The organism is Gemmatimonadaceae bacterium (assembly GCA_016720905.1).
In the GTDB taxonomy this organism is placed as follows: Bacteria; Gemmatimonadota; Gemmatimonadetes; order Gemmatimonadales; family Gemmatimonadaceae; genus Gemmatimonas.
In genome coordinates, this window is the sequence record JADKJT010000002.1 from 437,339 (window position 1) to 460,622 (window position 23,284).

Sequence of the window (23,284 nt, forward strand, 5' to 3'; positions counted from 1 at the left end):
GTCACGCGTGGTCAGCGATTCATCTACTTCCGGAGCACATCATGTGGCATGAACCATTCAGGAGTTGTGACGGGCGAGCGCGCCGCGGCTGGACAGGATTCGACGCCGATTTCAGCGCATTCTTTGGCGGCGGCGGACCCAAGCGTCGTGGACCGTTCGGGAGCGGCCGGATGTTCGAACAGGGCGACCTGAAGCTGGTCATCCTTCGGTTGCTGGATGAGAAGCCGCGTCACGGCTACGACATCATCAAGGAACTGGAAGAGCGTTCAGGCGGTCGCTACACGCCCAGTGCCGGCGCGATCTATCCCACGCTGACCATGCTTGAAGATCTCGGCTACGCCGTGACGACGCCGGAAGAGGGCGGCAAGAAGGTGTACTCGATTACCGACGCCGGGCGAGCGCATCTGGCCGAACATCGTCCAGTGGTCGATGAGTTGTTCGAGCGCGTCAACCACATTGGCGATGCGGTGTTTGGCGACGGCGTGCGACCGGCTCGCGACGCGATGATCGGTCTGGCCAAGGAATTCGGTGCGGCGATGATGAACGGGAAGCGCAGTCCGGAGCAGGTGGCGGCGATCACGGACATTCTCGAGCGGGCGGCGGCCGAGCTACGACGCGCCGCGTCGTAGCACCAGACCGAACGCCCACGCCAACACCGCGCCGGCGGTTATCCACCGACGCGTGCGCCGGTGCGGCACACCCGATGGATTACCGCGCACTGCCCGCCGTATTCGGCTTGCTGTTCGCCGGGTCTGTCTTCCGGCGCTCATAGCTCACATACACCGGCTCGTACATCGCCGCCTTGACCGCGGCCGAAAGGTCGGACGGCTCTGGACACCGCGCCAAACCGCGCCGAAACGCGATGGCGGCAACATCCACTGCAATGGCGTGCGAAACTTCGCGGATGCGTGGCAGATCGGGATAGATGCGGCCCATGGCCAGATCCTCGTCGGTCACCATGGCGGCCAACTTTTTCGCCGCCGCCGCGAACATCTCGTCAGTGACGCGCGATGCTTCACTGACCAGAATGCCCAGTCCCACACCAGGGAAGATGTAGGCGTTGTTGCCCTGCCCCGGCACATGCGTTCTCCCGGCGTGCGTCACCGGCGCAAACGGGCTGCCACTGGCAAACACGGCGCGACCATCGGTGGCGGCATAGGCCTGTTCGGCCGTGCACTCCGCCTTCGACGTGGGGTTTGACAACGCGAGCACGATCGGCCGCTCGTTCAGCCGCGCCATTGCGTGGAGCACCTCGGTGGAAAACATGCCGGGCGTACCCGATACGCCAATGATCGCATGCGGCTTGAGGGTCTCGACCGCCGACAGCAGGTCGTGGACGGGCGGATGCACGTGCGCGTACCGCTGCTTGTGTTCGGCGAGATCGGTCCGCGACTGCACCACTAATCCCTGCGAGTCCACGAACCAGCATTGCTGCCGCGCCTTGGCTTCGGAAACACCTGCTTCCATGAGCGCTTCCACGACCAGGTCGCCGATGCCGATCCCCGCCTCGCCGGCCCCGACGAACAACAGGCGCATCTCCGTGAGTGGCGTGCCCGTGATCCGCGTGGCGGAGAACAGGCCAGCGAGCGCCACGGCTGCGGTGCCTTGCATGTCGTCGTTGAAGGTGCAAATACGATTCCGCCAGCGGGCCAGCAACCGGAAGGCGTTATGATTGCCGAAGTCCTCGAACTGCAGGCAGGCGCGCGGATACCGCGCTTGCACCGCTTCGACGAACTCGTCCACCAGCGCATCGTACTCCGGGCCGCGCAAGCGAGGGGTGTTGCGCCCGACGTACTGCGGATCGTCGCGCAACGTCATGTTCTCGGTGCCGACGTCCAGCGTGATCGGCAAGCACTGCGACGGCGGCATACCGGCACAGGCCGTATACAGGGTGAGTTTCCCAATGGGGATGCCCATGCCGTTCGCGCCCAGATCACCCAGCCCAAGAATGCGCTCGCCGTCGGTCACCACAATCATGCGCACATCGTCCTGCGGCCAGTTGCTGAGCACTTCAGCAATCTTGCCCTTGTCTTCCGGCGTGATGTACAGGCCGCGACTGCGGCGGAAAATGCGTCCCCACTCCTGACAGGCCAGCCCCACGGTTGGCGTGTAGAGGATCGGCATGAACTCTTCCAGATGCTCGGTGACGAGACGGTAGAAGAGCGTCACATTCCGGTCGTGCAGCGACACGAGGTAGCTGTATTGCTCAAGCGGCGTCGCTTTGGAGCGAACGCCGGGGAGCAGGCGCGCGAGCTGCTCTTCCATGGTCATCACGCGCGCCGGCAGCAACCCGCGCAGGCCCAGCGCATCGCGCTCGACATCGGTGAACGCCGTGCCCTTGTTGAGCACCGGATCGTGGAGGATGTCGGCGCCGCGCTTGGGCCGGGTCAAATCGTTCAAAACGACTCCTGGTAACGCTGGTGAAGGGGTTTTGCCGTACGTGCGAAACCCTCTCAATCGACGCCTCGGCCATCGGGCCCACAGGCGGTGAACCATGGAATCTCTCTGAACACTGGCGCAGATCAAGCGCTGGGGCATCATTCGGCATGTTTGCCTCCATCCACCCGATCGTGCTGGTTGGCGGTCAGAGCCTGCGCTTTGGCCGGGACAAGCTACGCGAGCCTGTCGGCCCGAGCGGGACCGACTGGCTGGTCGACCGACCGGTTCGCACCTTGCGCGAGGTGTTTGGTGCGCGTGTGACCATGGTCGGGGACTGCGATCCGGAGGTGGCCGCGCGCGCCGATCTGCAGCGTCCCGATCGGTATCCGGGCTCAGGGCCGGCCGGTGGGATTCTCGCGGCCCTCGAGCAATCGGCGGGCGACGTGTTTGTACTGGCGGGCGATTTGCCAGACATCACGTCGGCAAGCGTCCGGGCCATTCTTGACGCCGCGTCTGGATCGGACGCCTGGGTGGTGCTGGGCGAGTCTGGCGGTGTGCAACCGTGCATCGGGCTGTATCGCCAGGTAGTGCGGCCGCTGCTGGCCGAGCGACTGCTGGCGGGTCGGCGCAGTTTGCATGATCTCGTGCCGATGGAGCGTTTGCTGCTGGTGCCGATTGACGCGGGCGAGGCACGCAATGTGAACACGCCAGAGAGACTCACTCCTTAGCGGTGCCGCAAAACATCCCCCAAAGCGTTCTACCGCCAAGTGCGCCAAGTACGCGAAGGACAGGGTGTTTGTTCAAGTACTACCCTCCTTCAGGGCTTCAGCTGACACGCGGTTTTCATGTTACGCGCTGTCCTTTGCGAACTTGGCGCACTTGGCGGTGGAATTCGCCGTTGTCGCCCGCACCCAACGGTGCTACCCCGCGCCCGCTGGTGCGCCCAGTAACCGCACCGCGTCCCGCGCGATCGGATCAAGCCCCGCGCCACCAGCCTCGGCGTGCGCCATGATACTCGCGCGCATGCCCGGGGTCCAGAAACTCCGCACATGCTCCGCCGTGGCCACTCGGGGCTCGTCGCCCGGCAACGATCGCAGATTGCGCGCAATCTCGTTGGCCATGCGCACCAGCGTCTCCACTTTCATGTGACACCATCTCCCGCGGCGCCAACGGCCGCCGCTCCCGCATGAACGAATTCCGCGCCGTGAAACACCAGTGCACTGTCGCGTCGCGCCACCGCCAGCAATGTCATGCCGTGCAGTACCGCCCGCTCGACGGCCAGTGACGTGGGCGCCGAGATGGCCACGATCGTGGACGCACCGTAGACCGCCGCCTTCTCCACCATTTCGAACGAGCATCGACTGGTGATGAGGAGGAAACCGTCGGCCGCGTGGTGACCGGCGCGCAGGAGCGCGCCCAGGAGTTTGTCGAGCGCGTTGTGACGACCGACGTCCTCCCGCACCGCAACGATATCACCGTTGGCCGAACACCAGGCCGCCGCATGCACCGCGTGTGTGAGCCGATTGAGGGCCTGCTGTTGCTCCAGCGCGTCGAGTCCGCGACGAATCGCCGACAACTCCACGTGATGGCGTGCGCGTGTGCGAACCGCCGCCATCGGCAGCGCGTCCAATTGATCGATGCCGCAGAGGCCGCATCCGGTGCGACCGGCCGTGTTTCGTTCCCGACTCACCGCGCGTGGCGAGATACCGGGCGCCAACGACACCCGCAGCGCCAACCCCCGCTCCTGCGGCTGGCATTCCACCCGCCGAATGTCGCTGGCGACGGCAATCACGCCTTCCGTCAGGCTGAACCCGTAGGCGAAGTCTTCAAGGTCCTGTGGCGTGGCCATCATCACCGCAAACGGCGCGCCATCATACACGATATTGACCGGGGTCTCCACCGGAATCTCGCGCGTGCTCTCCGCGTCGGCACGTCCGTCAAACCAGACCGTGCGTGCCGGCGACGCTGCCGAGGCGGGGAGATCAGCGAGCGACACCGGGCTCCACCCGCTCGATGCGGCGCAGGAACGACTCCCGCCTGAGCTCTTCCTGCTGCCACTCAGTAATGCCCGTGGTGCGCGACACCTGCACCGCGGTCACCTTGTACTCCGGACAATTCGTCGCCCAGTCGGAATAATCGGTGGTGACGACGTTGGCGCCCGTTCGCGCATGATGGAACGTGGTGTACACGACGCCAGGCTGCATGCGCTCGGACACCACGGCCCGCAGTGACGTTTCCCCCGAACGACTCTGCAGCAACACGCGATCACCCGTATTGATACCGCGATTCTCGGCGTCGAACGGGTGGACTTCCAGCACATCCTCGTTGTGCCATTCGTTGTTGGGGGTGCGCGCCGTCTGCGCCCCCACGTTGTACTGCGACAGAATGCGACCCGTCGTAAGCAACAGCGGAAAGCGTGCACCGGTGCGTTCGTCCGTGGGAATGAACTCGGTGAGCATGAAACGCCCCTTGCCGCGCACGAAATGATCGACGTGCATGACAGGTGTGCCATCGGGCGCGGCCGCATTGCACGGCCATTGCAGCGAGCCCATGGCGTCGAGCTTGTCGTACGACACACCCGTGAAGCTTGGCGTGAGCGGGCAATCTCGTCCATCACCTGCGACGGATGGGAGTAGTGCATGGGATAGCCCAGCGCGTCGGCGAACCGCAACGTCACTTCCCAGTCGGCCAGTCCCGCCATGGGTGGCATGACCTTGCGCACGCGACTGATGCGCCGCTCGGCGTTGGTGAACGTGCCGTCCTTCTCCAGGAACGACGAGCCCGGGAAGAACACGTGCGCGTACATAGCCGTTTCGTTCAGGAACAGATCGTGCACCACCACGCACTCCATGGCCTGCAGTCCCGCCACCACGTGCTGCGTGTCCGGGTCGGACTGCGCGATGTCCTCGCCCTGGATGTACAGCCCCTTGAAGCCACCCGACACCGCTTCATCCAGCATGTTGGGAATGCGCAGTCCGGGTTCCCTGGACAGCGGCACGCCCCACAGATGTTCGAACATCTCCCGCGTGGCGTCGTCGCTGACATGGCGATAGCCGGAGTACTCGTGCGGGAACGAGCCCATGTCGCAGGCGCCTTGCACGTTGTTCTGCCCGCGCAGCGGATTCACGCCCACGCCTTCGCGACCGATGTTCCCGGTGGCCATGGCCAGATTGGCCATGCCCATGACCATCGTGGACCCCTGGCTGTGTTCGGTGACGCCGAGTCCGTAGTAGATGGCGCCGTTGCCGGCGGTTGCGAACAGGCGCGCGGCCGCCCGCACGTCGGATGCGGGAACGCCAGTAATCGACTCCATCGCTTCCGGCGAATTCTGCTCCCCGGCAATGAAGCGCGCCCACGACTCAAACGCGGCCAGATCGCACCGCTCACGCACATAGTCTTCCTTCTCCAATCCCTCGGTGACCACCACGTGCGCGATGGAGTTGATCAGCGCGACATTCGTCCCTGGCAGCAGCGCCAGATGGTGCGCGGCCTCCACGTGCGCCGAACGCACCAGATCGATGCGGCGCGGATCGGCCACGATGAGTTTCGCGCCGTCGCGCAGCCGACGCTTCATGCGCGACGCGAACACCGGATGCGCGTCGGTGGGATTGGCGCCGATCAGGAGGATGACATCGGTGAGCGCGACCGATTTGAAGTCCTGCGTGCCGGCCGACGTGCCGAAGGTGTTCTTGAGCCCGTATCCCGTGGGCGAGTGGCAGACCCGGGCGCAGGTATCGACGTTGTTGTTGCCGAAACCGGCGCTGACCAGCTTCTGCACCAGGAAGGTTTCCTCGTTCGTGCAGCGCGACGACGTGATGCCGCCCACGGCGTCGCGTCCGTACGTGGCCTGCAGGCGCTTGAACTCCGACGCGGCGTAGGCGAATGCTTCTTCCCAGGACACTTCGCGCCACGGATCGGTGATCCTGGAGCGAATCATCGGTTTCGTGACACGGTCCTTGTGCGTGGCGTAGCCCCAGGCAAACCGGCCTTTCACGCACGAGTGACCCTCGTTGGCCTTGCCCTCCTTCCACGGCACCATCCGCACGACCTTGTCGCCCTGCGTTTCCGCACGGAAGCCGCACCCCACGCCGCAGTACGCGCACGTGGTGGTGGTCACGCCGGTTGGCGTGCCCTGCTCGATGACGGTCTTCTCGTTGAGCGTGGCCGTGGGACACGCCTGCACACACGCGCCGCAGGACACACACTCGGATGAGAGAAAGTCCGCCGTGCCGGTGGCCACCTTGGACGACAGGCCGCGCCCCAGGATCGTGAGCGCGAACGTCCCCTGCACTTCCTCGCACGCGCGCACGCACCGCGAGCACACGATGCACTTGGAGGAATCGAAGGTGAAGTACGGGTTGCTCTCGTCCTTCGCCTCGGTGCGATGCTTCTCGCCGTCGTAGCCGTAGCGCACATCGCGCAGGCCCACCGCGCCCGCCATGTCCTGCAACTCGCAATCGCCATTCGCCGAACAGGTGAGGCAATCGAGTGGATGATCGGAGATGTACAACTCCATGACCCCCTTGCGCAGCGCCGCCAGCCGCGGCGTCTGCGTGTGCACCACCAACCCGTCTTCGGCCAATGTGGTGCACGAGGCCGGCGTGCCGCGACGGCCATCGATTTCCACGAGACACAGTCGGCACGAGCCAAAGGCCTCCAGCGAATCGGTGGCGCACAGTTTGGGGATGGCGGTGCCTTGGATACGCGCCGCCGCCATGATGGATGTGCCCTTGGGCACCTGCACCGGCACGCCGTCAATCGTCAGCGACACCTGCTGCGTGTGCGGTCGGACAGGCGTTCCGAAATCCGCTTCCTTGAGCAACGTCATGTCGGGTTTCTCGAATCAGGCCGTCGCGCGGGGACCGAAGTCCTCGCGAAAATGCGTCAGTGCACTCATGACCGGCAGCGGCGTGAGGCCGCCCAGTGCGCACAGCGAAGCGTCCGTCAACAGCGTGCACAGATCCTGCACCAACTCGAGGTTGCGCGCCGGCTCGATACCGTGCGCCACCTTGTCCAGTGTCTCGACGCCACGCGTCGATCCGATGCGACACGGCGTGCACTTGCCGCAGCTTTCGATGGCGCAGAACTCGAAGGCAAAGCGCGCTTGCCTGGCCATATCGACCGTGTCGTCGAAGACGACAATGCCGCCATGCCCCACCAGACCACCGGCGGCGGCCATCGCTTCGTAATCCATCGGTGTGTCCAGCAACGAGTCCGGGAAGTACGCACCCAGTGGACCGCCCACCTGCACCGCGCGCACCGGTCGCCCGCTGTACGTACCACCGCCCAGGTCGTACACCAGTTCGCGCAGCGTGATGCCAAACGCACACTCGAACACCCCGCCGTGGCGGACGTTGCCGGCGATCTGCATCGGCATCGAACCGCGGGAGCGGCCCATGCCATAGTCGGCGTACGCCTGTCCCCCGTGTTCGAGAATCCACGGAACCGCGGCCAGCGACAACACATTGTTCACCACCGTCGGTCGACCGAAGAGCCCGTGATGGGCGGGCAGCGGCGGTTTCGCCCGCACCTGCCCGCGTCGCCCCTCGATGCTCTCCAGCAGCGAGGTTTCCTCACCGCAGACATACGCGCCACCGCCCACGCGCACGTCGACATCGAACGCCTCGTTCAGCACGTCGTGTTCGCGGGCGATGGCAATGGCGCGTCGCATGGTCGCGATGGCGTGCGGATACTCCGAACGCAGGTAGACGACGCCGCGCGTCGCGCCGACAGCGAGCCCCGCAATCAGCATGCCCTCCAGCAGCAAAAACGGATCGCCCTCGATCAGCATGCGATCGGCGAATGTGCCACTATCGCCCTCATCGGCGTTGCAGACGATGTACTTCCGTACGGCCTCGGCCTGGCGCACGGTGCGCCACTTGATGCCGGTGGGGAATCCGGCGCCGCCACGACCCCGCAACCCTGAGGTCACGATCTCCTGCAGCAGCGCCTCGTTCGACAGCGCGCGTGCGCGCTCCAGGCCGACCATGCCACCGTGCGCCCGGTAGTCCTCCAACGACAACGGATCGATGACGCCCACCCGCGCAAACATCAATCGCTGCTGCCGCTTGAGCCACGGCATGTCGTCGGTGCCTCCGTGCCCGAGCGTGTGCGCACCACCGTCGAGGAACCCGGCCGCGAACAACGAGGGCACATCATCGGGGGTCACCGGTCCGTACGCCACGCGACCAGTGGATGTCTGCACCTCGACCAGTGGCTCAAGCCACAGCATGCCACGGGTGCCGGTGCGCACGATGGATACGTCGCGACCAAGCTGTCGGGCCTGCTCGGCGATGGCCTGCACGGTGCGATCCGCGCCCACGGACCGTGACGCCGCATCGCCGGACACGAAAACCTTCACCGGCGCACTCACTTCGGCGCCTGTTGCAGTCGTGCAACCAGCAGGTCGGCCGCACGCTCGTCCAGCCCTGCCAGGAGGTCGTCATCAACCAGGGCTGCCGGACCCAGGGCGCAATTGCCAAGGCAGTAGACGTTTTGCAGCGTCACGTGGCCCGTGGTGGTGCCCGGATGCAAGGCGTGGTGTGCCGCCAGATGGGCGGCGATCCGTTCCGAGCCGTTGGCCTGGCAGGCTTCGGCGCGACAGAGCTTCACCACGTGACGGCCGGGCGCCTCGTGCAGAAAGTCATGGTAGAAACTGATCACGCCGCGCACGTCGGCCTTGGACACGTTGAGCGACGCCGCCATCAGCGGCACCGCGTCGGACGGCACGTATCCGAAGGTGCGCTGCAGCCCATGCAGGATGGGCAGCATGGCCGTGGCGCCCACTCCGTCATCGCCGTAGAACGCGCGGGCGCTCGCCAACTCCGCCGAGATGATCTCGAGGGCCGCGCTGGTGCTCCATGGTACCACACCCGACATCCCGGAAACTCCTCTGCTCAAGGTCGATGGAAGCTAGTCAACGCGCCTCGATATGCGCCCGGGTGATCTTCGCCAGCGTCGTGGTGCCGCTTTGCTTCATGGCCAATTCGAATTCCTTTCGCAACAGCGCCAGCACGGTTTCCACGCCTTCCTGTCCGAACGCGCCCAACCCCCAGATGTACGGTCGACCGATGCCGATTGCGGTGGCCCCGAGCGCCATCGCCTTGAAGATATCAGTGCCACGCCGGAAGCCGCCGTCACAAATAACCGGGATCTTGCCCAGTGTCCCCTGCAGCACGTCGGGGAGCGACGTGATCGTGGCGCGCATAGAGTTCTCCGCTCGGCCACCATGGTTGGACACGAACAGGCCGTCCACACCGCGCTTCACCGCGATCTGGGCGTCTTCCTTCGTCACGATGCCCTTGATGAGCACCTTCATGCGGGTCGCGTTCTTGAGCCGGTCGATGAACTCCCAGCTGGGCGTACCCACTTCGGGAATGGGCGTGAGCTGCTGATAGCCCACCAGGTTGGGCTTGCGACGATTATCGCGATCATCCACCCGGCCGCTCACGCCGGGCAGCGGCGCGCCGCCCAGATGACACTTGATGCACTCGCGCGTGTCCTTCCGCGCCTCGCGCACCATGGTCTCGCGATTGCTGCCCCCGAGCAGGTCGACCGTGAACACAATGGCCGGCGCACCGGCCCGTTCGGCGCGCTGCACCATCTGCCTGGTGATGGCCCAATCCTGCTGGTGATAGAGCTGGAACCACACCGGTCCGCCGCGCGCGGCAATGGCGTCTTCAATGGACGTCGTGGCGACGGTGGACAGCACCTGCAGGTGATCACGGGCCTTGGCCGCACGCGCCACCGCGATTTCTCCCTCGGGATGAAACGCCTTCTGACTGCCGACCGGATTGATGATGATGGGCGTGGGATAGCGCGTCCCGTACAGCGAGACACTCGCATCGATCATGCTGACATCAATCAGTCGACGCGGCCGCAGGGCCCAGTGATCGAATCCGTCGCGGTTGGCTTGAATGGTCCGATCGTCATCGGTGCCGGTGGCCAGGTACCCCCAATGCGCGATGGGAATCTTCTGCTTGGCGACGGATTCAAAATCAAACACACTGAGGGCATCCTTGGCGGCCTTGATGCCGGCGGCCGACAGCGTGTCCTGCTGTGCGGCGTGTTGCGCCAGTCCCAGAACGCGTTCGGCCCCGTGCGGTGATTCATCAACGAGCCGCTTGAGGGCCTCGGTATCGAAACCCGCGGCGGCCAGCAATGGGCTGGCGGCCAGGAAGGCCAGGAATTGGCGACGAGATGGCTCAAGGTTTGGCATGCGGGTAAGAGGCTTGCCGGACGCCGGATTGTCCAGTCGGGGACGTATGTCAGCTCGGTGGCATCGGGTCAGGGAATCCACCGCGTCATGGCCCGCATCTCCTGACAGCGGCCGTGCCCGGCACCCCCGATCATCGTCGATACGCCATTACCGGAGGAGCGCGCCGATGACCGAAATGACGACCAAGTGGCTGGGCCTCACGCTGACCTCGCCCATTGTCGTCGGCGCGGGTCCGTTGTCGCATGATGAGGAGGCCATTGCCAGCGCTGTCGACCACGGGGCCGGAGCGGTGGTGATGTACTCGCTGTTCGAGGAGCAGGTCGCGCATGAGCACCTCGCGGCGCACCACTTCGTGGATGCACGCGCCGACCGTGACGCCGAGGCTCGCCAGACGGGCTCGGACGTCGACGTGTTTGCGATGGGGGCTGACGCGTACCTCAAGCAACTGGAGCGGTTGCGCCGGCGCGTCAACGTACCGGTGGTGGCATCGCTCAACGGCACCACGCCTGGGGGATGGACCGAATATGCGCGCGCCTGCTCGGTGCGCGGGGCCAGCGCCATCGAACTCAATCTGTATGACGTCGTCACGGCGACCGACGAGAACAGCCGGTTCGTGGAGGAGCGACAGTTGGCGATCGTGGACGATGTCTTGCGCACGGTCGACATTCCGGTGGCGGTGAAGATCAGCCCGTTCTACACGTCGATTCCGGCGTTTGTCCGCCGTCTGGAGAAGGCAGGTGCCGCGGGGGTCACACTGTTCAATCGGTTCTGCCAACCGGACATCGATCTTGACACCCTGACCGTTGACCGGCGGCTTACGCTGTCGCACCCACACGAACTGCCGTTGCGACTGCACGCGCTGGCCATCCTGTCACCGGCCATCTCGATGTCGCTCGCCTGCAGCGGCGGTGTGCACACGGGTCGCGACGCAGCGAAGGCCCTCCTGTGCGGGGCCGACGTGATGCAGTTGACGTCGGCGCTGCTCCAGCACGGTCCGTCGCACGTAGGCGTCGTCCTTGGCGAACTGACGGCCTGGTTGACGGCGTCGGGCTATGCATCGAGTGACGACGCACGCGGGGCGCTGGCACTCAGCACCACGCCCGACGCGTACCTGTGGGAACGCGTGAACTATATCCGGGTGCTGGACGGATGGCGGCCGCGCGTGCCGCGGCACTGAAGGCCAGAACGGGCGTCTGTCGGATGACAGGCGCCCGTGTGGTTCATTGGTTCACGACGGGACGTCAGGTGAAGATGATCTGTCCGCCCGCCGCCATTTGATAGAATTCGCCGACGGTGATGATGCTGTCCATCGCGTCGATGAAGTCGTCACGCTTGAGGTCGAACATGTCCACCGACGCCTTGCACAGGAACAGCTTGGCGCCGGAGTCGGCCAGCAATTGAATGAATTCCGGAATAGGCGGAATGTCGAGCGTCGCCATTTTCTTTTCCATTTGCGCAGTCACAAACGACGACATGCCCGGCAGCCCACCCAGCATGGTGGGGATGTGCAGCCCCGGGTTGCCGACCGTCGCCACCTTGATGTGCTCCATGCGGGACTTGGTCACCGCATCCATTCCAAAGAAGGTGAAGAAGACATTGGCTTCAATACCTTCCATTCGCGCGCCATTGGCCATGATGAGCGCCGGGTAGATCCCTTCCAGGGATCCTTTGGACACGATGATGGAAACCTTCTCGATGGGGGCCGGCATGGTGGCCGCGTCCATCGGTGCGTGCATGGTGTCAGTCATCAGATGCACCCATGGGGTTTGGGGATGCCGCAGATCTTGGCGGCCAGTTTTGCGGGGCCCTTGGGGAAGAGCTTGTACAATTCCTTCACCTCGACGCCCGACTCTTTGCCCAGGCTGCGAATGGTTGGCGCGGTGCCCGTGGTGAGAAACGTGTCACGCATGAAGTGCAGCACCAGCCAGTGGCGATCGGTCAGCTCTGGAATGCCGTTGGCTGCCGCGATCGCTTCCGCGATTTCCTTCGTCCATTGTGCCGGGTCCTGCAGGAAGCCTTCGCTATCGACTTCGACGGTCGCGCCGGCAAACATCGTCGTAGACACTTTATAGATCCTTGCCCGAGAGGGACATGTGCGTGGGGACACCCGGCAGGTCGTAGCCGGGCAACAGCGCGTGCCAGTACACGTACTTGAACGCCATCTTGCCCAGGTGATTGAGCCGACTCTCCTTGAGCAGCGTCAACGGACCGACGCTGAACGGGAAGTGACCGGACACCGGGTCGGTGTCGTAGTTGAAGTCAATGAGCAATGCCTTGTGAAATCCGGTCTCGATGAAGCAATTGGCATGTCCATCAAACGTGTCCGTGAACGGCTTGCCGTCGAGAAAACGAATCACGTTCTGCTCCAACACTTCGGCCTCGAAGTGCGCCACCGAACCGGCCTTGGACGCCGGTACGTCGGTGGCATCACCCAGGGCGAAAATATTGGGTTGGTGCTGCGACTGCAGGGTGGCGGGATCCGTCTTCACGAAACCCATGGCATTGGCCAGCCCTGGCGTCTTCGTGAGGAACTCCGCGCCGGCGTGCACCGGCACCACCGCCAGCAGGTCGAACGGCACTTCCCGCTCGTCGAACGACACCAGCTTGCCCGCGGCGCCATCAATGCTGCCGGTGGCGAACTCCGTGACCAGCTGGATGCCCTTCTCTTCGAGCAGATGCGCGAGCGCGGCCGCCGCGGCCTTCTTGGTGAATGCCGCGTCCAACGGCGTCACATAGGAAATCGTGACTTTGTCGCGAATACCGCGCTCCTGCAGATACCAATCGGCCAGAAAGGCGAATTCCAACGGAGCCACCGGGCACTTGATGGGCATGTCCGTAATGGAAATCACCAGATTGCCGCCTTCGAACGTGGACAGTGCCTTGGCCAGGGCGCGCGACCCTTCCAGCGTGTACCAATCGAAGACCTTTTCCTGCCAGCCAGGGCCCGTCATGCCTTCGGTTTCTTCGGGCGCCGTGCGCGTGCCGGTGGCAATGATGAGCACGTCATACGGCAGCGCGGTGCCGTTCTCCAGCAGCACCCGCGACTGGGCGCTGTCCACCTGCGCAATCCGGGCTTGCAGATAGTGCGCCGACGACGGCAGCTGCTTGCCACGCGGCTTCACGATGTCGTCGGCGTCATACATGCCAAACGGGAGGAACAACAGCCCGGGCTGGTACACATGCACGTCGTTTTCATCAACGACGGTGATATCGATCTCGCCGGACTTGATGTCGCCGGCGTAATGTCGCGCAAGACGGTTGGCCATGATGGTCCCGGCGGTGCCACCGCCGAGAATCACGATATGCCGCGTGGTTGGTTGCATCTGCCTCTCCGAAACCCGATCTAAAATATCTCTGTATAACCTTACAGTTATATGGTATCCTGACCGCTCGGCCGTCGCGTCGGGAAAGGCTGGAGATTGAGTGCGGGTTTCCCTGAGGGGCGGAGGGTGCCCGCCGGCCTACGCGTGCTCGTGACCGGTCTCACCAGGTGGTTTCTCCACCCGCACCGCGAGGTAGTACCCGGTGCGATAGCGCAACACGGTCGACTCCAACCGGTCCCACGTCCGAAACAGGCGCAACAGCGTGGCCGAGACGCCACGGCGTCCAAGACGCTCGCGCAGCACGCTGATCCAGATGGCGGGCGCCCGCGGCACATGCACGATGGCCGACTCGTCCGTGATGCGGAGGCCCAGCGCGGTCAGCGTCCGCCGCACCTCCGTGCGGGTGTAGGTCGCGCCGACGAAGTACGGGACCAGTTTCACGGCCGCCATCCAGCGGAATGGCAGGCCGTTTCGCAGGCGCACCACCGGATTGTGCGGGTTGTCAAACGTCACCACCAGTACGCCGCCCGGGGCCAGACAGCGCTCCAGTTCGGCGAGCGCCACCGCGATGTCGCGCTTGTGCTCGAAGTGATCCAGCGACGATCCCGAGAGAATGCGTTGGAGACATCCATCCGCCAGCGGCACATGGCGGAGATCGGCAACCAGCAGCGGCGCCGACCGAACGCTTGCGTCGAGGCTGAGACGACGCGCGGCCGAATGCACGACACCGGGCGACACATCCAGGCCGATCCCCTGCGTGCCCAGATCGTGAAACAGGTGATGCGGCGTGACCGCCTCCTCGAAGAGGTCGGTCTTGAGCGTCGGACCGGGGTGCGTGCCCGCGAACCACCGGGTGAGCAGATCGCGATAGGCGGCCTGCATGTAGGCGCGCCAGGTTGCGGACGGATCGTGCTGGCCGACGGCAATGGCGATGTCATCCCAGTACGCGCCATTGGGTGGCGTTGCCAGGCTCATGGGGTGTCGGCCAACTCTTCACCCGGGTTCACGAATCGGTTGCGCGCCGTGCATTGCTGTTGATCGTACAGGCGCGCATAGCGCCCACCATGCGCGAGCAGTGCCGCATGGGTACCGCGTTCGATCACCTGTCCACCGTCGAGCACGAGGATCTGGTCGGCGCTCAGAATGGTGGACAATCGATGGGCAATGACAAACGTCGTGCGCCCCCGGCGCAGCGCATCGAGGCCCTGCTGGATCAACGCCTCGCTTTCGCTGTCCAGGCTCGATGTCGCCTCGTCCAGCAGCAGGATGGACGGGTCGGCCAGGAGCGCGCGCGCGATCGCCACGCGCTGACGTTGGCCTCCCGACAGCTTGACGCCCCGTTCCCCGACGATGGTCTCGTAGGCGTCCGGCAGGCGGGCAATGAACTCGTCGCAGTGCGCCACGGCGGCCACCTGTCGCACGGCCTCGAGTGTCGTGTCAGGTCGCGCAAAGCGGATGTTGTCCAGAATCGTCCCGTCAAACAGGAACGTGTCCTGCAACACCAGACCCAGCTGCGCGCGGTACGAATGCAAATCGTAGGCGGTGATATCCGAACCATCGATGACGATGCGCCCGGCCGTGGGTCGATAGAACGCCGCCAGCAGTCCCAGCAGCGTGCTCTTGCCCGAACCGCTGGTGCCCACCAGCGCCGTAGTGGAGCCCGCTGGCGCCTCGAACGAGAGATCACGCAGCACCGCCACATCCGCCCGATAGTGAAAGTCGACATGCTCGAATGTCACGGCGCCACGGAATTTCGGCGCGGACGCGCGCCCCGCCGCCCACCCGTCTTCCGTATCCTGATCGAGCAGGTCGCGCGCACGTTCCAGACCCGCCAGCGCATCCGACAGCTGTGTGCCAACTTGTGCCACCTGAATGAGCGGCGCCGCCACCAATCCGGTGAACAGCGCATACATGGCCAGGTCGCCCAGCGTGCGCGTACCATTCAATACCGACTGGCCACCCATCAGAATGAGCGTCGCCGCGATACCGCCGACGACCAGCGCGGTCAGTGCGCCGACGACCGACCATCCGGAGATCGTCGTCGCCGACAGCCTGACGATGCGGTGGACACCGCGTGCGAACACCAGGTTCTCACGGCGTTCGGCGATGTACGCCTTCACAATGCGGATGCCACTCAGCGACTCCGCCAGGCGACCCGTTACGCGCGCATACTCCTGGCTGCGCTCGCGATTGACGGGTCGCAGTGTTGAAAACGCGTACGCAACGCCACCACCCATCGCCGCCAGCCAGAGCATCATGACACCCGTCATGCGCCAGTCAATCCAGAGGAGCACCCCCAATGCCGCACTGGCGGTCACCAATCCGCCCAGCAGTTGCACAAACCCCGAGCCCAGCAGATTCCGGATGCCTTCCGGATCGCTCATGATGCGTGAGATAAGCACGCCGGTTTGCGTGGCGTCGAATTGCGACACCGGCAGGCGCAGCACATGCGCCGACAGCCGGCGGCGCATCTCACCGACCGCACGCTGCGCCGCCTCACCCAGCACTCGGGCCACGGCGTAGCCACTCGCGGCCTGGACCAGCGTCGCCAGCATCACCAGCCCCGCCAGCGGCAGGAGCTGGTCGCGGCGACCATCCACCAGCACCCGGTCGATGAAATACTTTGAACTCGCCGGCAAGACGAGTCCGGCGAGACGGCTGATCAGCGTGAGCACCACACCCAGGACCACATGACGACGATGTCGTGTCATCAGGTTGCGCGCCTCGCGCCAGACGGACCCGGACGCGCGTCGCGCGGGCGGGTCCGCAACAGGTCCTCGGCGCGCGTGGGTCGGTCGCCGCGCGGGAACATCCGCAACGGCGCGGTCACCCGGCAATCCGGCGGTCCACCAACCACGGCATGAGGCGCGCGGACAGGGCGCGAATCAGCAGCGACAGCACAATGCCGATGGTGGCGATCACGATCAGCAACGCATACAGCTGATTGATGTGAAACGTCTGCCACGACAGCCACAACATCGACCCGATGCCGTTTCGGGAACCGATCATCTCGACGCCCACCGTAGCGTGGAAGGCCACGTTGGCGGACAGCCGCACACCGGTCAGGATGAGCGGCATGCTGCCGGGCACCAGGATGCGCGTGAACATCTGCCACCGGTTGGCGCCATAGCAGCGCGCCAACTCGAGGTGCACCGGGTTGAGCCCACGAATGCCGGCCAGCGTGTTGAGCAGCATCGGGAAGAACGCGCCAAGCGACACGGCCGCCACCTTTGAATACTCACCGATGCCGAAGATCACGATGAGCAGCGGGAAGAAGGCCAGGCGCGGAATGGGGTGCAGGGCGGCAATCACGGGGTCCATGGCATGTCGCAGACGCCTCGACGTTCCCATGCCGAGACCAAGCGCCAGTCCCGCACTCCCACCAACCGCCAGGCCGAGCGCGATGCGGCCCAGTGTGGCGGACAGATGCCCGAACAAGGTGCCATTGCCGATCATCCGACCCAAGGACATGACAATGCTGGATGGCGGCGGCATGAACAGGCCCGTGCGCAGTCCGGTCCGCACGACGAGTTCCCAGACGACGATAAGCACCAGCCACACGCCGAAAAATCGCGCGGACCACTGCCACGACGTCGCGGCCGGCGATGCGTCCGACGAGACGTCCGGTGCGGCACCCTGCGGTGGGGTGGAGCGAATGACCGACACTAGGCGACCGCCGGCGACGGCGAGGCATCGAGCAGGCGCCAGATTTCGTCGACAATGGCGCGCGACTCGACCACGTCGCGTCGCAGGTCGCGTGGACGCGCAAACGGCACCGGAATGTCGGCCAGCACGCGACCCGGCCGACCGGACATGACAATGACCCGATCACCGAGCAGCACCGCCTCCTCGATGTCGTGCGTGACGAACAACGCCGTGCGTCGGTCGGCCGCCCAGATGCCCAGCAGTTCGTCCTGCATGCGACGGCGTGTTTGCGCATCCAGCGCCCCGAACGGCTCATCCATGAGCAGCAGCGGCGCGTCGGTGACCATGGCCCGCCCGATACCCAGACGTTGCCGCATGCCAACCGACAGTTCGTGCGGATAGTGATCGGCAAACGCGGACAACCCGACGCGTTCGAGATACGCCATCGCCAGCAGTCGACGCGGCCCACGCGCCATGCCCTGCATCTCGAGTCCGAACGCGACGTTGTCGATGACCGTCATCCACGGAAAGGTGCCATGCTCCTGCACCACCAGTCCGCCGCGTACGCCACCATGCGTCGTGGACGTGGCGCTCGCATCACGAAAGATCACGCGGCCGCTCGATGGCGCTTGCAGGCCGGCAATGATGCGCAGCAACGTCGACTTGCCGCAGCCGCTTGGTCCCACCACGCATACGAATTCGTGTTCCTTCACCGTCAGCGATAGCGCCGCCAGCGCTTCCACCGCGCCACGGTCGCCAAAAAACGTGTGCCCGACCCGCTCACACGCGAAGTGCGTGTCGGGGCGCGCAGGGCGCGTCGCGGTTACCACGCCGCGCGCACACCCGCCGTAATCCAGCGCGGCGCGCCGATATCCACCAGCCCCGCGCGCGTGCGCGTGGTCTGGAACTGCTGATTGAACAGATTCTCGACTTTCACATGCGCCGACATGCCCTTGCCCAGCGCGCGGTTGACGCGCAGTCCGACGAGGTAGACCTCGGGCAATTCGATGGTGTTGAGGTCGTCGACGAATCGCGAACCCAGATAGCGCGCCTCCATCGACACATCGGCCCAGCGCGGCGAACGGTACGCCATCGTTGCCGTGGCCATGTGCTTCATGGAGCGAAGGGCCTGCTTCCGATCGGCCGGCTGGCCCGGGGCACTGACCGTGGTGGGACTGTAGCTATAACCGGTTCCGAGTGACCACGCGGCCGTCGGGCGCCAGGTCAGCTCCGTCTCCACGCCGCTGCTGTGCAGTCCATCCACATTGCGCCGTTGCGCGCAACTCTGATTGGCCGCCACCACGCCGCACGGGATGAGCGGGGTGGCCTTGGTGCCGGCCACGCCGAGCGTGACGTCCATGATGGGCGAATCCACGCGCGTGATGTAGGCCGTCACGCGGCCCACGAACGACGGTCCGAGTGTCACGTCGGCACCGAATTCCGTGCCCCGCAACGTCTCCGCCTCCAATTGGGGATTGGACTCGGTCACCGAACCGCGACTCGAATACAACGGCTGGTACATCTCGAACAGGCTGGGCGTGCGAAACGCCTCGTACGCGCTGGTGCGCAACCCCAGCCATTCGGACGGCTGCCAACGCAGCCCCAGCGAATAGGTGAGGCGATTGACGCGGCGATCGGCGAACGAACTGTCAAACAGCACGGCTCGCGTGGGCAGGGTCAACTCGGTGCGTCGGCCATGGTCGCTGCGCACGGCGTCTGCGCGCGCGCTGGCCACCAGACGCACGCCGTGTCCGAGATCGGCGGCGTCCTGCACAAAGACGCCGCCAATCTGCTGGCCGCCGCCCACGTTGCGTTGACGAGTGGCGACACCACTGGCAAAGGTGTGGTCCTCTGACAGCTTGCCGGTGGTGGACGTGAGATCGGCCCCAATCGACAACTCGTGCGTGGAGAACGCCATCTGCGTCCACTGCAGCGTCAGTCCGGTGGAGGCCGCCGGCGAACGATTCTGTCGCGCCAGCGTTTCCACCGTGCGCGCGGTGTTGAACGACGTGCTGTTCCCGATGCCAGTGCGGCGATTGGCAAAGACCGATATCGTGGCGATGCCGCCCGTGGCGCGCGCCCATCGGAGGCCGAGTCGCGCATCGTCGAATCGCTGCTCTTCGTCTTCACCGACGGGCAGAATGCCGCTGTTGAATGTCGATCCCCCGGCCCAGGTCTGCAGCGTCTTGGAGGCGTCGTAGATGACCTTGCCCGTGACCGTATAGCTGCGCACCGGTTCGGGTGAATCGGCCGGACCCGATTGATCCTTGCGGATGATCAGGAAGCCGTCGGTGTTCACGTAGTCGCCGGCGAGCGACGCGCCCAGCTTGCCGCGTCGCACCGTGGCCGCGCCGCTGCCGCGCTTCGTGCCGAAGCTCCCGCCTTCCAACAGGAGTCGCGCGCCATCTCGCGTGGGCGAGAGGGTGCGCAGATTGACGACGCCTCCCAATGCGCGGCTGCCCCAGATGGGTGAGCCGCCGCCGCGCACCACTTCGGCCGATTCCAGCAGTGGCAGCGGAATGCGGCCCCAGTCCAGCCATCCGGAGAACGGATCGCCGGCGGGAAGGCCGTCCAGCAGGATGAGCGTACGACCCGCCGTCGAACCGCCCAGGCCGCGAAACGACACCACCGATTGACTTGGCGACATGACCAGCGCCGACTGCGGTTCTCGAGTGGCGAAGCCGGGGATCATGCGCAGCAGATCGGGCACACTCTGCGCCGCGGATGCGGCCACGTCTTGTGACCCGACCACGACCACATGCGTTGGCAACGACTTGAGCGACTGTTCCGTGCGCGTCGCCGATACGACGACAGCCCCCAGTGGACTGGCACGTTCCGCCGAATCGGGTTTCACTTGCGCCGACGCGCGGCATATCGGCACCACGCCGGCGATGAGCGACGACGAGGCGTGAGACGGGCAGGACGCGTATCATGGGCTTCACGAATGGCCGTTGAGGTGGCGGCTACGGCGTCTTCGACGCGCGTGTGCTGTCGCTGGCGCTGACAAACGTCGAGTCCCAGACGTCGGACTGCTGAATGGTCTTGACCATGAGCTTTTCTCGCTGCGCAAACGTTTGGAATGCGTCAATGCTGCTCCAGTTGATCCGGGAATCGTCTTGGAAGGACACCCAGCAGGCGTCCCGAATGATCTCGGGAGATTCGCCGGTCGCTTTCGCGATGATGGCCACATTCCGCGCCGTCTTGCCCTGATTGTACTGGGCGATGCCGCGACGGTACGCCCGGAGAAATCGGACACCCGCGTCACGATCACGGTGCAACAGGCGGTCTCCGAAGGTAATGACCGCCCACTGAAAATCGGGCGCCGCATCCTGACCGGACAGCCATCGCGTGCCGGACTTGGCGATGCGGGACAGCGCGGGCTCCGATGCCGCCGCGGCATCGATGGCCCCGGTCTTCATCGAACTCTCAATGACCGCTTCGGGGAGGCGCACGGACTCCACCGACGTGAGGCTCAGCGCGCGTTGCGCCAGCATGGCGTCGGTCACGTAGCGTTGTGCGCCATCCAGACTGGTGCGAATGCGTTTCACCTGCGCTGAATGCGCGTCATCCAGTCCGGATCGCAGCACCGCCCCATAGAACGTGCAGCCGTCGCGCGCGAGATATCCCATGCCGGCGGTGATGCGGATCTTCGCGCCTTGCGCCACGGCCGAGAGGAATCCGACCGACACGGGCCCCGGCCTCACGTCGAGATCGCCGGACACCAGCGCCACCAGTGATTCGTCATGCGGAAGCCCCGGCAGGAATTCAATGTCCAGACGCTCGTCGCGAAAGAAGCCCTCGTCCTGGGCAATCATCAGCGGCGCGGCGCTCAGGTGCAGCGGCAACGACACACGCAGTTTTGTGGGCGTGGCGCTCCCGGCAGCCGTCTTGTTCGCATCAGTGCACCCCGTGCAAGACAGCGCCGTGGCGGCCATCAGGACGCCGACGGAAAGTGCATGGCGTCGCATCACGTGCGGCCCGCGCGGCTGGTCAGCGGCATCAACTTGCCTCGTCCGGTGATGGTGGGTGCTTCACGACGAATGCGCAACGTGCCCGCCTGGCGCCAGATGGATGTCGCCAACGCGCCGCCGGCGCCCGCGTGCTCAAGCGCCTGCAACACAAACTCCATGGCAACCGCCTCATCTTCGATGGACACCGTTGGTGCGATCAGCAGGGTCAGACGGGTGAATCCGCGTTCGTCTTCTTCTTCCGCAAACTGGTAGTCGAGCGCACTGCCACCGAAGCGCGCCGGCAGCAGGTCATCGAGAATCCGTTCCATGTCGCTGCCCACCAGCGTGATCCCCTCGCCGGTCAGCTTGCGGAAACTGCGAATGTCGCGAATGTGCGTGGTGAAGCCAAGGGTCTCCCATCGGCAACCGCAGGGTGTGGTGTCCACGGTCCCGTAGTCGTCCGATTCGACATTGAGCAGGAACTTGGGCGCCGTGGACAACAGCGTGGTGAAGCAGAAGGCGGGGACTTCGAGGGCAAAACCCGGCACCGGCCGCGACGCCTGCACCAGCGCCAGATGATCCTGCATGAAATGCTGATCGTTGGGGCCGTCACTGGTGAGGCAGGACGATCCTACCGGGCCGACTTCGCTGAAGGAGTACCCGGAACGAAAGGTGGCGCCGGTCCTGGTGATCTGTGCAACCTTGGCCGACGTGGACGGCTCGCCGCTGCCGCGCAGCACAACACCGGTCAGGTCGATGCCGGCCTCGGTAGCCGCCACCGCGATGCGCAGAATACGACTCACCGAGCCGTGAATGGTGCATGCGCCCACCCGTTGCACTTGATCACGGGCCCAGCGCGCGAGCACCACCGCCTGATCGAACGGCAAGTAGCGAGGCCATGCCACCGCGGCGCCAGCCGCGCGCGCCACCGACAGCGCGGCGTACGTCGCCAGGCGAAATCGCAATGGTGCGCCGTCGGGACCGCTGAGGCGGGCAGTGAACCACTCCATGGCCGGTTCACCCGCCGCCGCCTGCAGCAGTGCGGCCTTGAGCCCGCCGCCCGGCGGAATATCTGACCAGTTCGCGGCAGGAACGCCGGTGACACCCTGGACATGCCGAATCAAAATGCGACCGGGAAGCAGCGTCTCGAAATGCTCGAGATCAAGCAGGATGCGACGTCCCGGTCCGGTGCTGCCACCAGTGGTCGTCGCGTAGTACCGCCCATTGGTGGGATTGTCGAAGTCGGCCGGGGTGGCGTGAATCGTCTGACTTCCGCGCACGATGGGCTCGAGCCCTTTGAACTCCTCAAAGCGCACGTACACGCCATCGCGTCGGAGTCGCAGCAACGTCGCTTCCAGCCCGTCGCTGGCCACCAAGGCGCGCAGGTCGCCCATCGTGCAGCCCGCCATGTCCAACAGCGCCCGGTACGGACTGCGCGGATTGCCATAGGCGCCGCGCTCAACCACCGACAGGAAGTTGGCTTCGCGGTGGCGCAGTCGCTCCTGCACAATGGCCAGAGCCTGCGGGACCGTCATCCGTCGCCGAACCAGTCGAGGCAGACCGCTCAGAAAGCCGGCGTACGCTCGCAGTTCGGACGCCACATCATCTCGGCCTACAGCCACCGCAGCACTCGACAGTTCATCCTGCCGAATATGAACCGAACGGGCGCGGCGCACCACCCAACGCGAACATCGATGATCGTCCCGGCTCGCTATCTTCCGAGACACCATGGCGGCCTATTGTCCTGGTGGCCGCGCACACCAATCCAC

Annotated in this window: 19 protein-coding genes and 1 pseudogene; 3 read left to right on the plus strand and 17 right to left on the minus strand. The window is 65.1% G+C overall.

Annotated features, from left to right (window positions below; translation table 11 throughout):
• The first annotated feature begins 41 nt into the window (after positions 1-41).
• Positions 42-629, plus strand: coding sequence for a PadR family transcriptional regulator (locus IPP90_04185; protein MBL0169922.1), 588 nt, complete (start codon positions 42-44; stop codon positions 627-629).
• A 79-nt stretch (positions 630-708) separates the two neighbouring features.
• Here the strand turns inward: IPP90_04185 and IPP90_04190 are convergent, their stop codons facing one another.
• Complete coding sequence (locus tag IPP90_04190) at positions 709-2,496, minus strand: NAD-dependent malic enzyme (GenBank protein MBL0169923.1); 1,788 nt, start codon at positions 2,494-2,496, stop codon at positions 709-711.
• A gap of 50 nt (positions 2,497-2,546) precedes the next feature.
• Here IPP90_04190 and IPP90_04195 point away from each other — a divergent pair, with 50 nt between their 5' ends.
• Positions 2,547-3,107, plus strand: a complete 561-nt coding sequence (locus IPP90_04195) for a molybdenum cofactor guanylyltransferase (protein MBL0169924.1) — start codon at positions 2,547-2,549, stop codon at positions 3,105-3,107.
• A gap of 192 nt (positions 3,108-3,299) precedes the next feature.
• On the opposite strand, the gene IPP90_04200 is transcribed toward IPP90_04195, so the two are convergent.
• The 6 genes and pseudogenes from IPP90_04200 to IPP90_04225 form a co-directional block, all read right to left on the minus strand.
• The gene (locus IPP90_04200) at positions 3,300-3,524 is read right to left on the minus strand and encodes a formate dehydrogenase subunit delta (protein MBL0169925.1); all 225 of its coding nucleotides are present in this window, start codon (positions 3,522-3,524) and stop codon (positions 3,300-3,302) included.
• The gene (gene fdhD / locus IPP90_04205) at positions 3,521-4,375 is read right to left on the minus strand and encodes a formate dehydrogenase accessory sulfurtransferase FdhD (protein ID MBL0169926.1); all 855 of its coding nucleotides are present in this window, start codon (positions 4,373-4,375) and stop codon (positions 3,521-3,523) included. The genes IPP90_04200 and fdhD overlap by 4 nt, the downstream gene beginning before the upstream one ends.
• Positions 4,362-7,207: pseudogene (fdhF, locus tag IPP90_04210) on the minus strand (formate dehydrogenase subunit alpha). The gene fdhD and the pseudogene fdhF overlap by 14 nt, the downstream one beginning before the upstream one ends.
• A gap of 15 nt (positions 7,208-7,222) precedes the next feature.
• Complete coding sequence (locus IPP90_04215) at positions 7,223-8,740, minus strand: formate dehydrogenase (protein MBL0169927.1); 1,518 nt, start codon at positions 8,738-8,740, stop codon at positions 7,223-7,225.
• Positions 8,741-8,748: 8 nt separating this feature from the next.
• A complete protein-coding gene (locus IPP90_04220; protein ID MBL0169928.1) occupies positions 8,749-9,258 on the minus strand; it encodes an NAD(P)H-dependent oxidoreductase subunit E in 510 nt (169 codons plus the stop codon).
• A gap of 37 nt (positions 9,259-9,295) precedes the next feature.
• Positions 9,296-10,597 carry an alpha-hydroxy-acid oxidizing protein gene (locus tag IPP90_04225; protein ID MBL0169929.1) on the minus strand — a complete coding sequence of 434 codons (1,302 nt, stop codon included), beginning with the start codon at positions 10,595-10,597 and terminating at the stop codon, positions 9,296-9,298.
• A gap of 166 nt (positions 10,598-10,763) precedes the next feature.
• On the opposite strand from IPP90_04225, the gene IPP90_04230 reads away from it, so the two are divergent.
• Positions 10,764-11,774, plus strand: coding sequence for a dihydroorotate dehydrogenase-like protein (locus tag IPP90_04230; GenBank protein ID MBL0169930.1), 1,011 nt, complete (start codon positions 10,764-10,766; stop codon positions 11,772-11,774).
• Positions 11,775-11,838: 64 nt separating this feature from the next.
• Here IPP90_04230 and IPP90_04235 read toward each other — a convergent pair whose 3' ends face one another.
• The 10 genes from IPP90_04235 to IPP90_04280 all read right to left on the minus strand — a co-directional run bounded on the left by IPP90_04235 (position 11,839) and on the right by IPP90_04280 (position 23,137).
• Complete coding sequence (locus tag IPP90_04235) at positions 11,839-12,306, minus strand: DsrE/DsrF/DrsH-like family protein (protein ID MBL0169931.1); 468 nt, start codon at positions 12,304-12,306, stop codon at positions 11,839-11,841.
• 38 nt (positions 12,307-12,344) lie between these two features.
• Positions 12,345-12,650 (minus strand): TusE/DsrC/DsvC family sulfur relay protein, encoded by a 306-nt coding sequence (locus tag IPP90_04240; protein ID MBL0169932.1) that lies wholly within the window; start codon positions 12,648-12,650, stop codon positions 12,345-12,347.
• A 13-nt stretch (positions 12,651-12,663) separates the two neighbouring features.
• Positions 12,664-13,920 (minus strand): NAD(P)/FAD-dependent oxidoreductase, encoded by a 1,257-nt coding sequence (locus IPP90_04245; protein ID MBL0169933.1) that lies wholly within the window; start codon positions 13,918-13,920, stop codon positions 12,664-12,666.
• A 138-nt stretch (positions 13,921-14,058) separates the two neighbouring features.
• Positions 14,059-14,895, minus strand: coding sequence for a class I SAM-dependent methyltransferase (locus IPP90_04250; protein ID MBL0169934.1), 837 nt, complete (start codon positions 14,893-14,895; stop codon positions 14,059-14,061).
• The gene (locus IPP90_04255) at positions 14,892-16,631 is read right to left on the minus strand and encodes an ABC transporter ATP-binding protein (protein MBL0169935.1); all 1,740 of its coding nucleotides are present in this window, start codon (positions 16,629-16,631) and stop codon (positions 14,892-14,894) included. The genes IPP90_04250 and IPP90_04255 overlap by 4 nt, the downstream gene beginning before the upstream one ends.
• Before the next feature lie 115 nt (positions 16,632-16,746).
• A complete protein-coding gene (locus IPP90_04260) occupies positions 16,747-17,586 on the minus strand; it encodes an ABC transporter permease (GenBank protein MBL0169936.1) in 840 nt (279 codons plus the stop codon).
• Positions 17,586-18,308, minus strand: coding sequence for an ABC transporter ATP-binding protein (locus IPP90_04265; GenBank protein MBL0169937.1), 723 nt, complete (start codon positions 18,306-18,308; stop codon positions 17,586-17,588). Before IPP90_04265 ends, IPP90_04260 begins: the two co-directional genes overlap by 1 nt.
• Before the next feature lie 80 nt (positions 18,309-18,388).
• On the minus strand, positions 18,389-20,449 hold the full coding sequence (locus IPP90_04270) for a TonB-dependent receptor (protein ID MBL0169938.1): 2,061 nt from the start codon (positions 20,447-20,449) through the stop codon (positions 18,389-18,391).
• A 79-nt stretch (positions 20,450-20,528) separates the two neighbouring features.
• Positions 20,529-21,533: an ABC transporter substrate-binding protein gene (locus tag IPP90_04275; GenBank protein MBL0169939.1), complete on the minus strand. Its 1,005-nt coding sequence runs from the start codon at positions 21,531-21,533 to the stop codon at positions 20,529-20,531.
• Positions 21,533-23,137: a hypothetical protein gene (locus tag IPP90_04280; GenBank protein MBL0169940.1), complete on the minus strand. Its 1,605-nt coding sequence runs from the start codon at positions 23,135-23,137 to the stop codon at positions 21,533-21,535. The genes IPP90_04275 and IPP90_04280 overlap by 1 nt, the downstream gene beginning before the upstream one ends.
• Positions 23,138-23,284: the final 147 nt, after the last annotated feature.

Bases quoted from the DNA above. Each gene is read 5' to 3' on its own strand.
- IPP90_04235 (MBL0169931.1), bottom strand. From the start codon at position 12,306: ATGCCGGCCCCCATCGAGAAGGTTTCCATCATCGTGTCCAAAGGATCC.
- IPP90_04255 (MBL0169935.1), bottom strand. From the start codon at position 16,631: ATGACACGACATCGTCGTCATGTGGTCCTGGGTGTGGTGCTCACGCTG.
- IPP90_04250 (MBL0169934.1), bottom strand. From the start codon at position 14,895: ATGAGCCTGGCAACGCCACCCAATGGCGCGTACTGGGATGACATCGCC.
- IPP90_04185 (MBL0169922.1), top strand. From the start codon at position 42: ATGTGGCATGAACCATTCAGGAGTTGTGACGGGCGAGCGCGCCGCGGC.
- IPP90_04225 (MBL0169929.1), bottom strand. From the start codon at position 10,597: ATGCCAAACCTTGAGCCATCTCGTCGCCAATTCCTGGCCTTCCTGGCC.
- IPP90_04245 (MBL0169933.1), bottom strand. From the start codon at position 13,920: ATGCAACCAACCACGCGGCATATCGTGATTCTCGGCGGTGGCACCGCC.
- IPP90_04275 (MBL0169939.1), bottom strand. From the start codon at position 21,533: ATGCGACGCCATGCACTTTCCGTCGGCGTCCTGATGGCCGCCACGGCG.
- IPP90_04200 (MBL0169925.1), bottom strand. From the start codon at position 3,524: ATGAAAGTGGAGACGCTGGTGCGCATGGCCAACGAGATTGCGCGCAAT.
- IPP90_04240 (MBL0169932.1), bottom strand. From the start codon at position 12,650: ATGTTTGCCGGCGCGACCGTCGAAGTCGATAGCGAAGGCTTCCTGCAG.
- IPP90_04195 (MBL0169924.1), top strand. From the start codon at position 2,547: ATGTTTGCCTCCATCCACCCGATCGTGCTGGTTGGCGGTCAGAGCCTG.
- IPP90_04230 (MBL0169930.1), top strand. From the start codon at position 10,764: ATGACCGAAATGACGACCAAGTGGCTGGGCCTCACGCTGACCTCGCCC.
- IPP90_04220 (MBL0169928.1), bottom strand. From the start codon at position 9,258: ATGTCGGGTGTGGTACCATGGAGCACCAGCGCGGCCCTCGAGATCATC.
- IPP90_04190 (MBL0169923.1), bottom strand. From the start codon at position 2,496: ATGGTTCACCGCCTGTGGGCCCGATGGCCGAGGCGTCGATTGAGAGGG.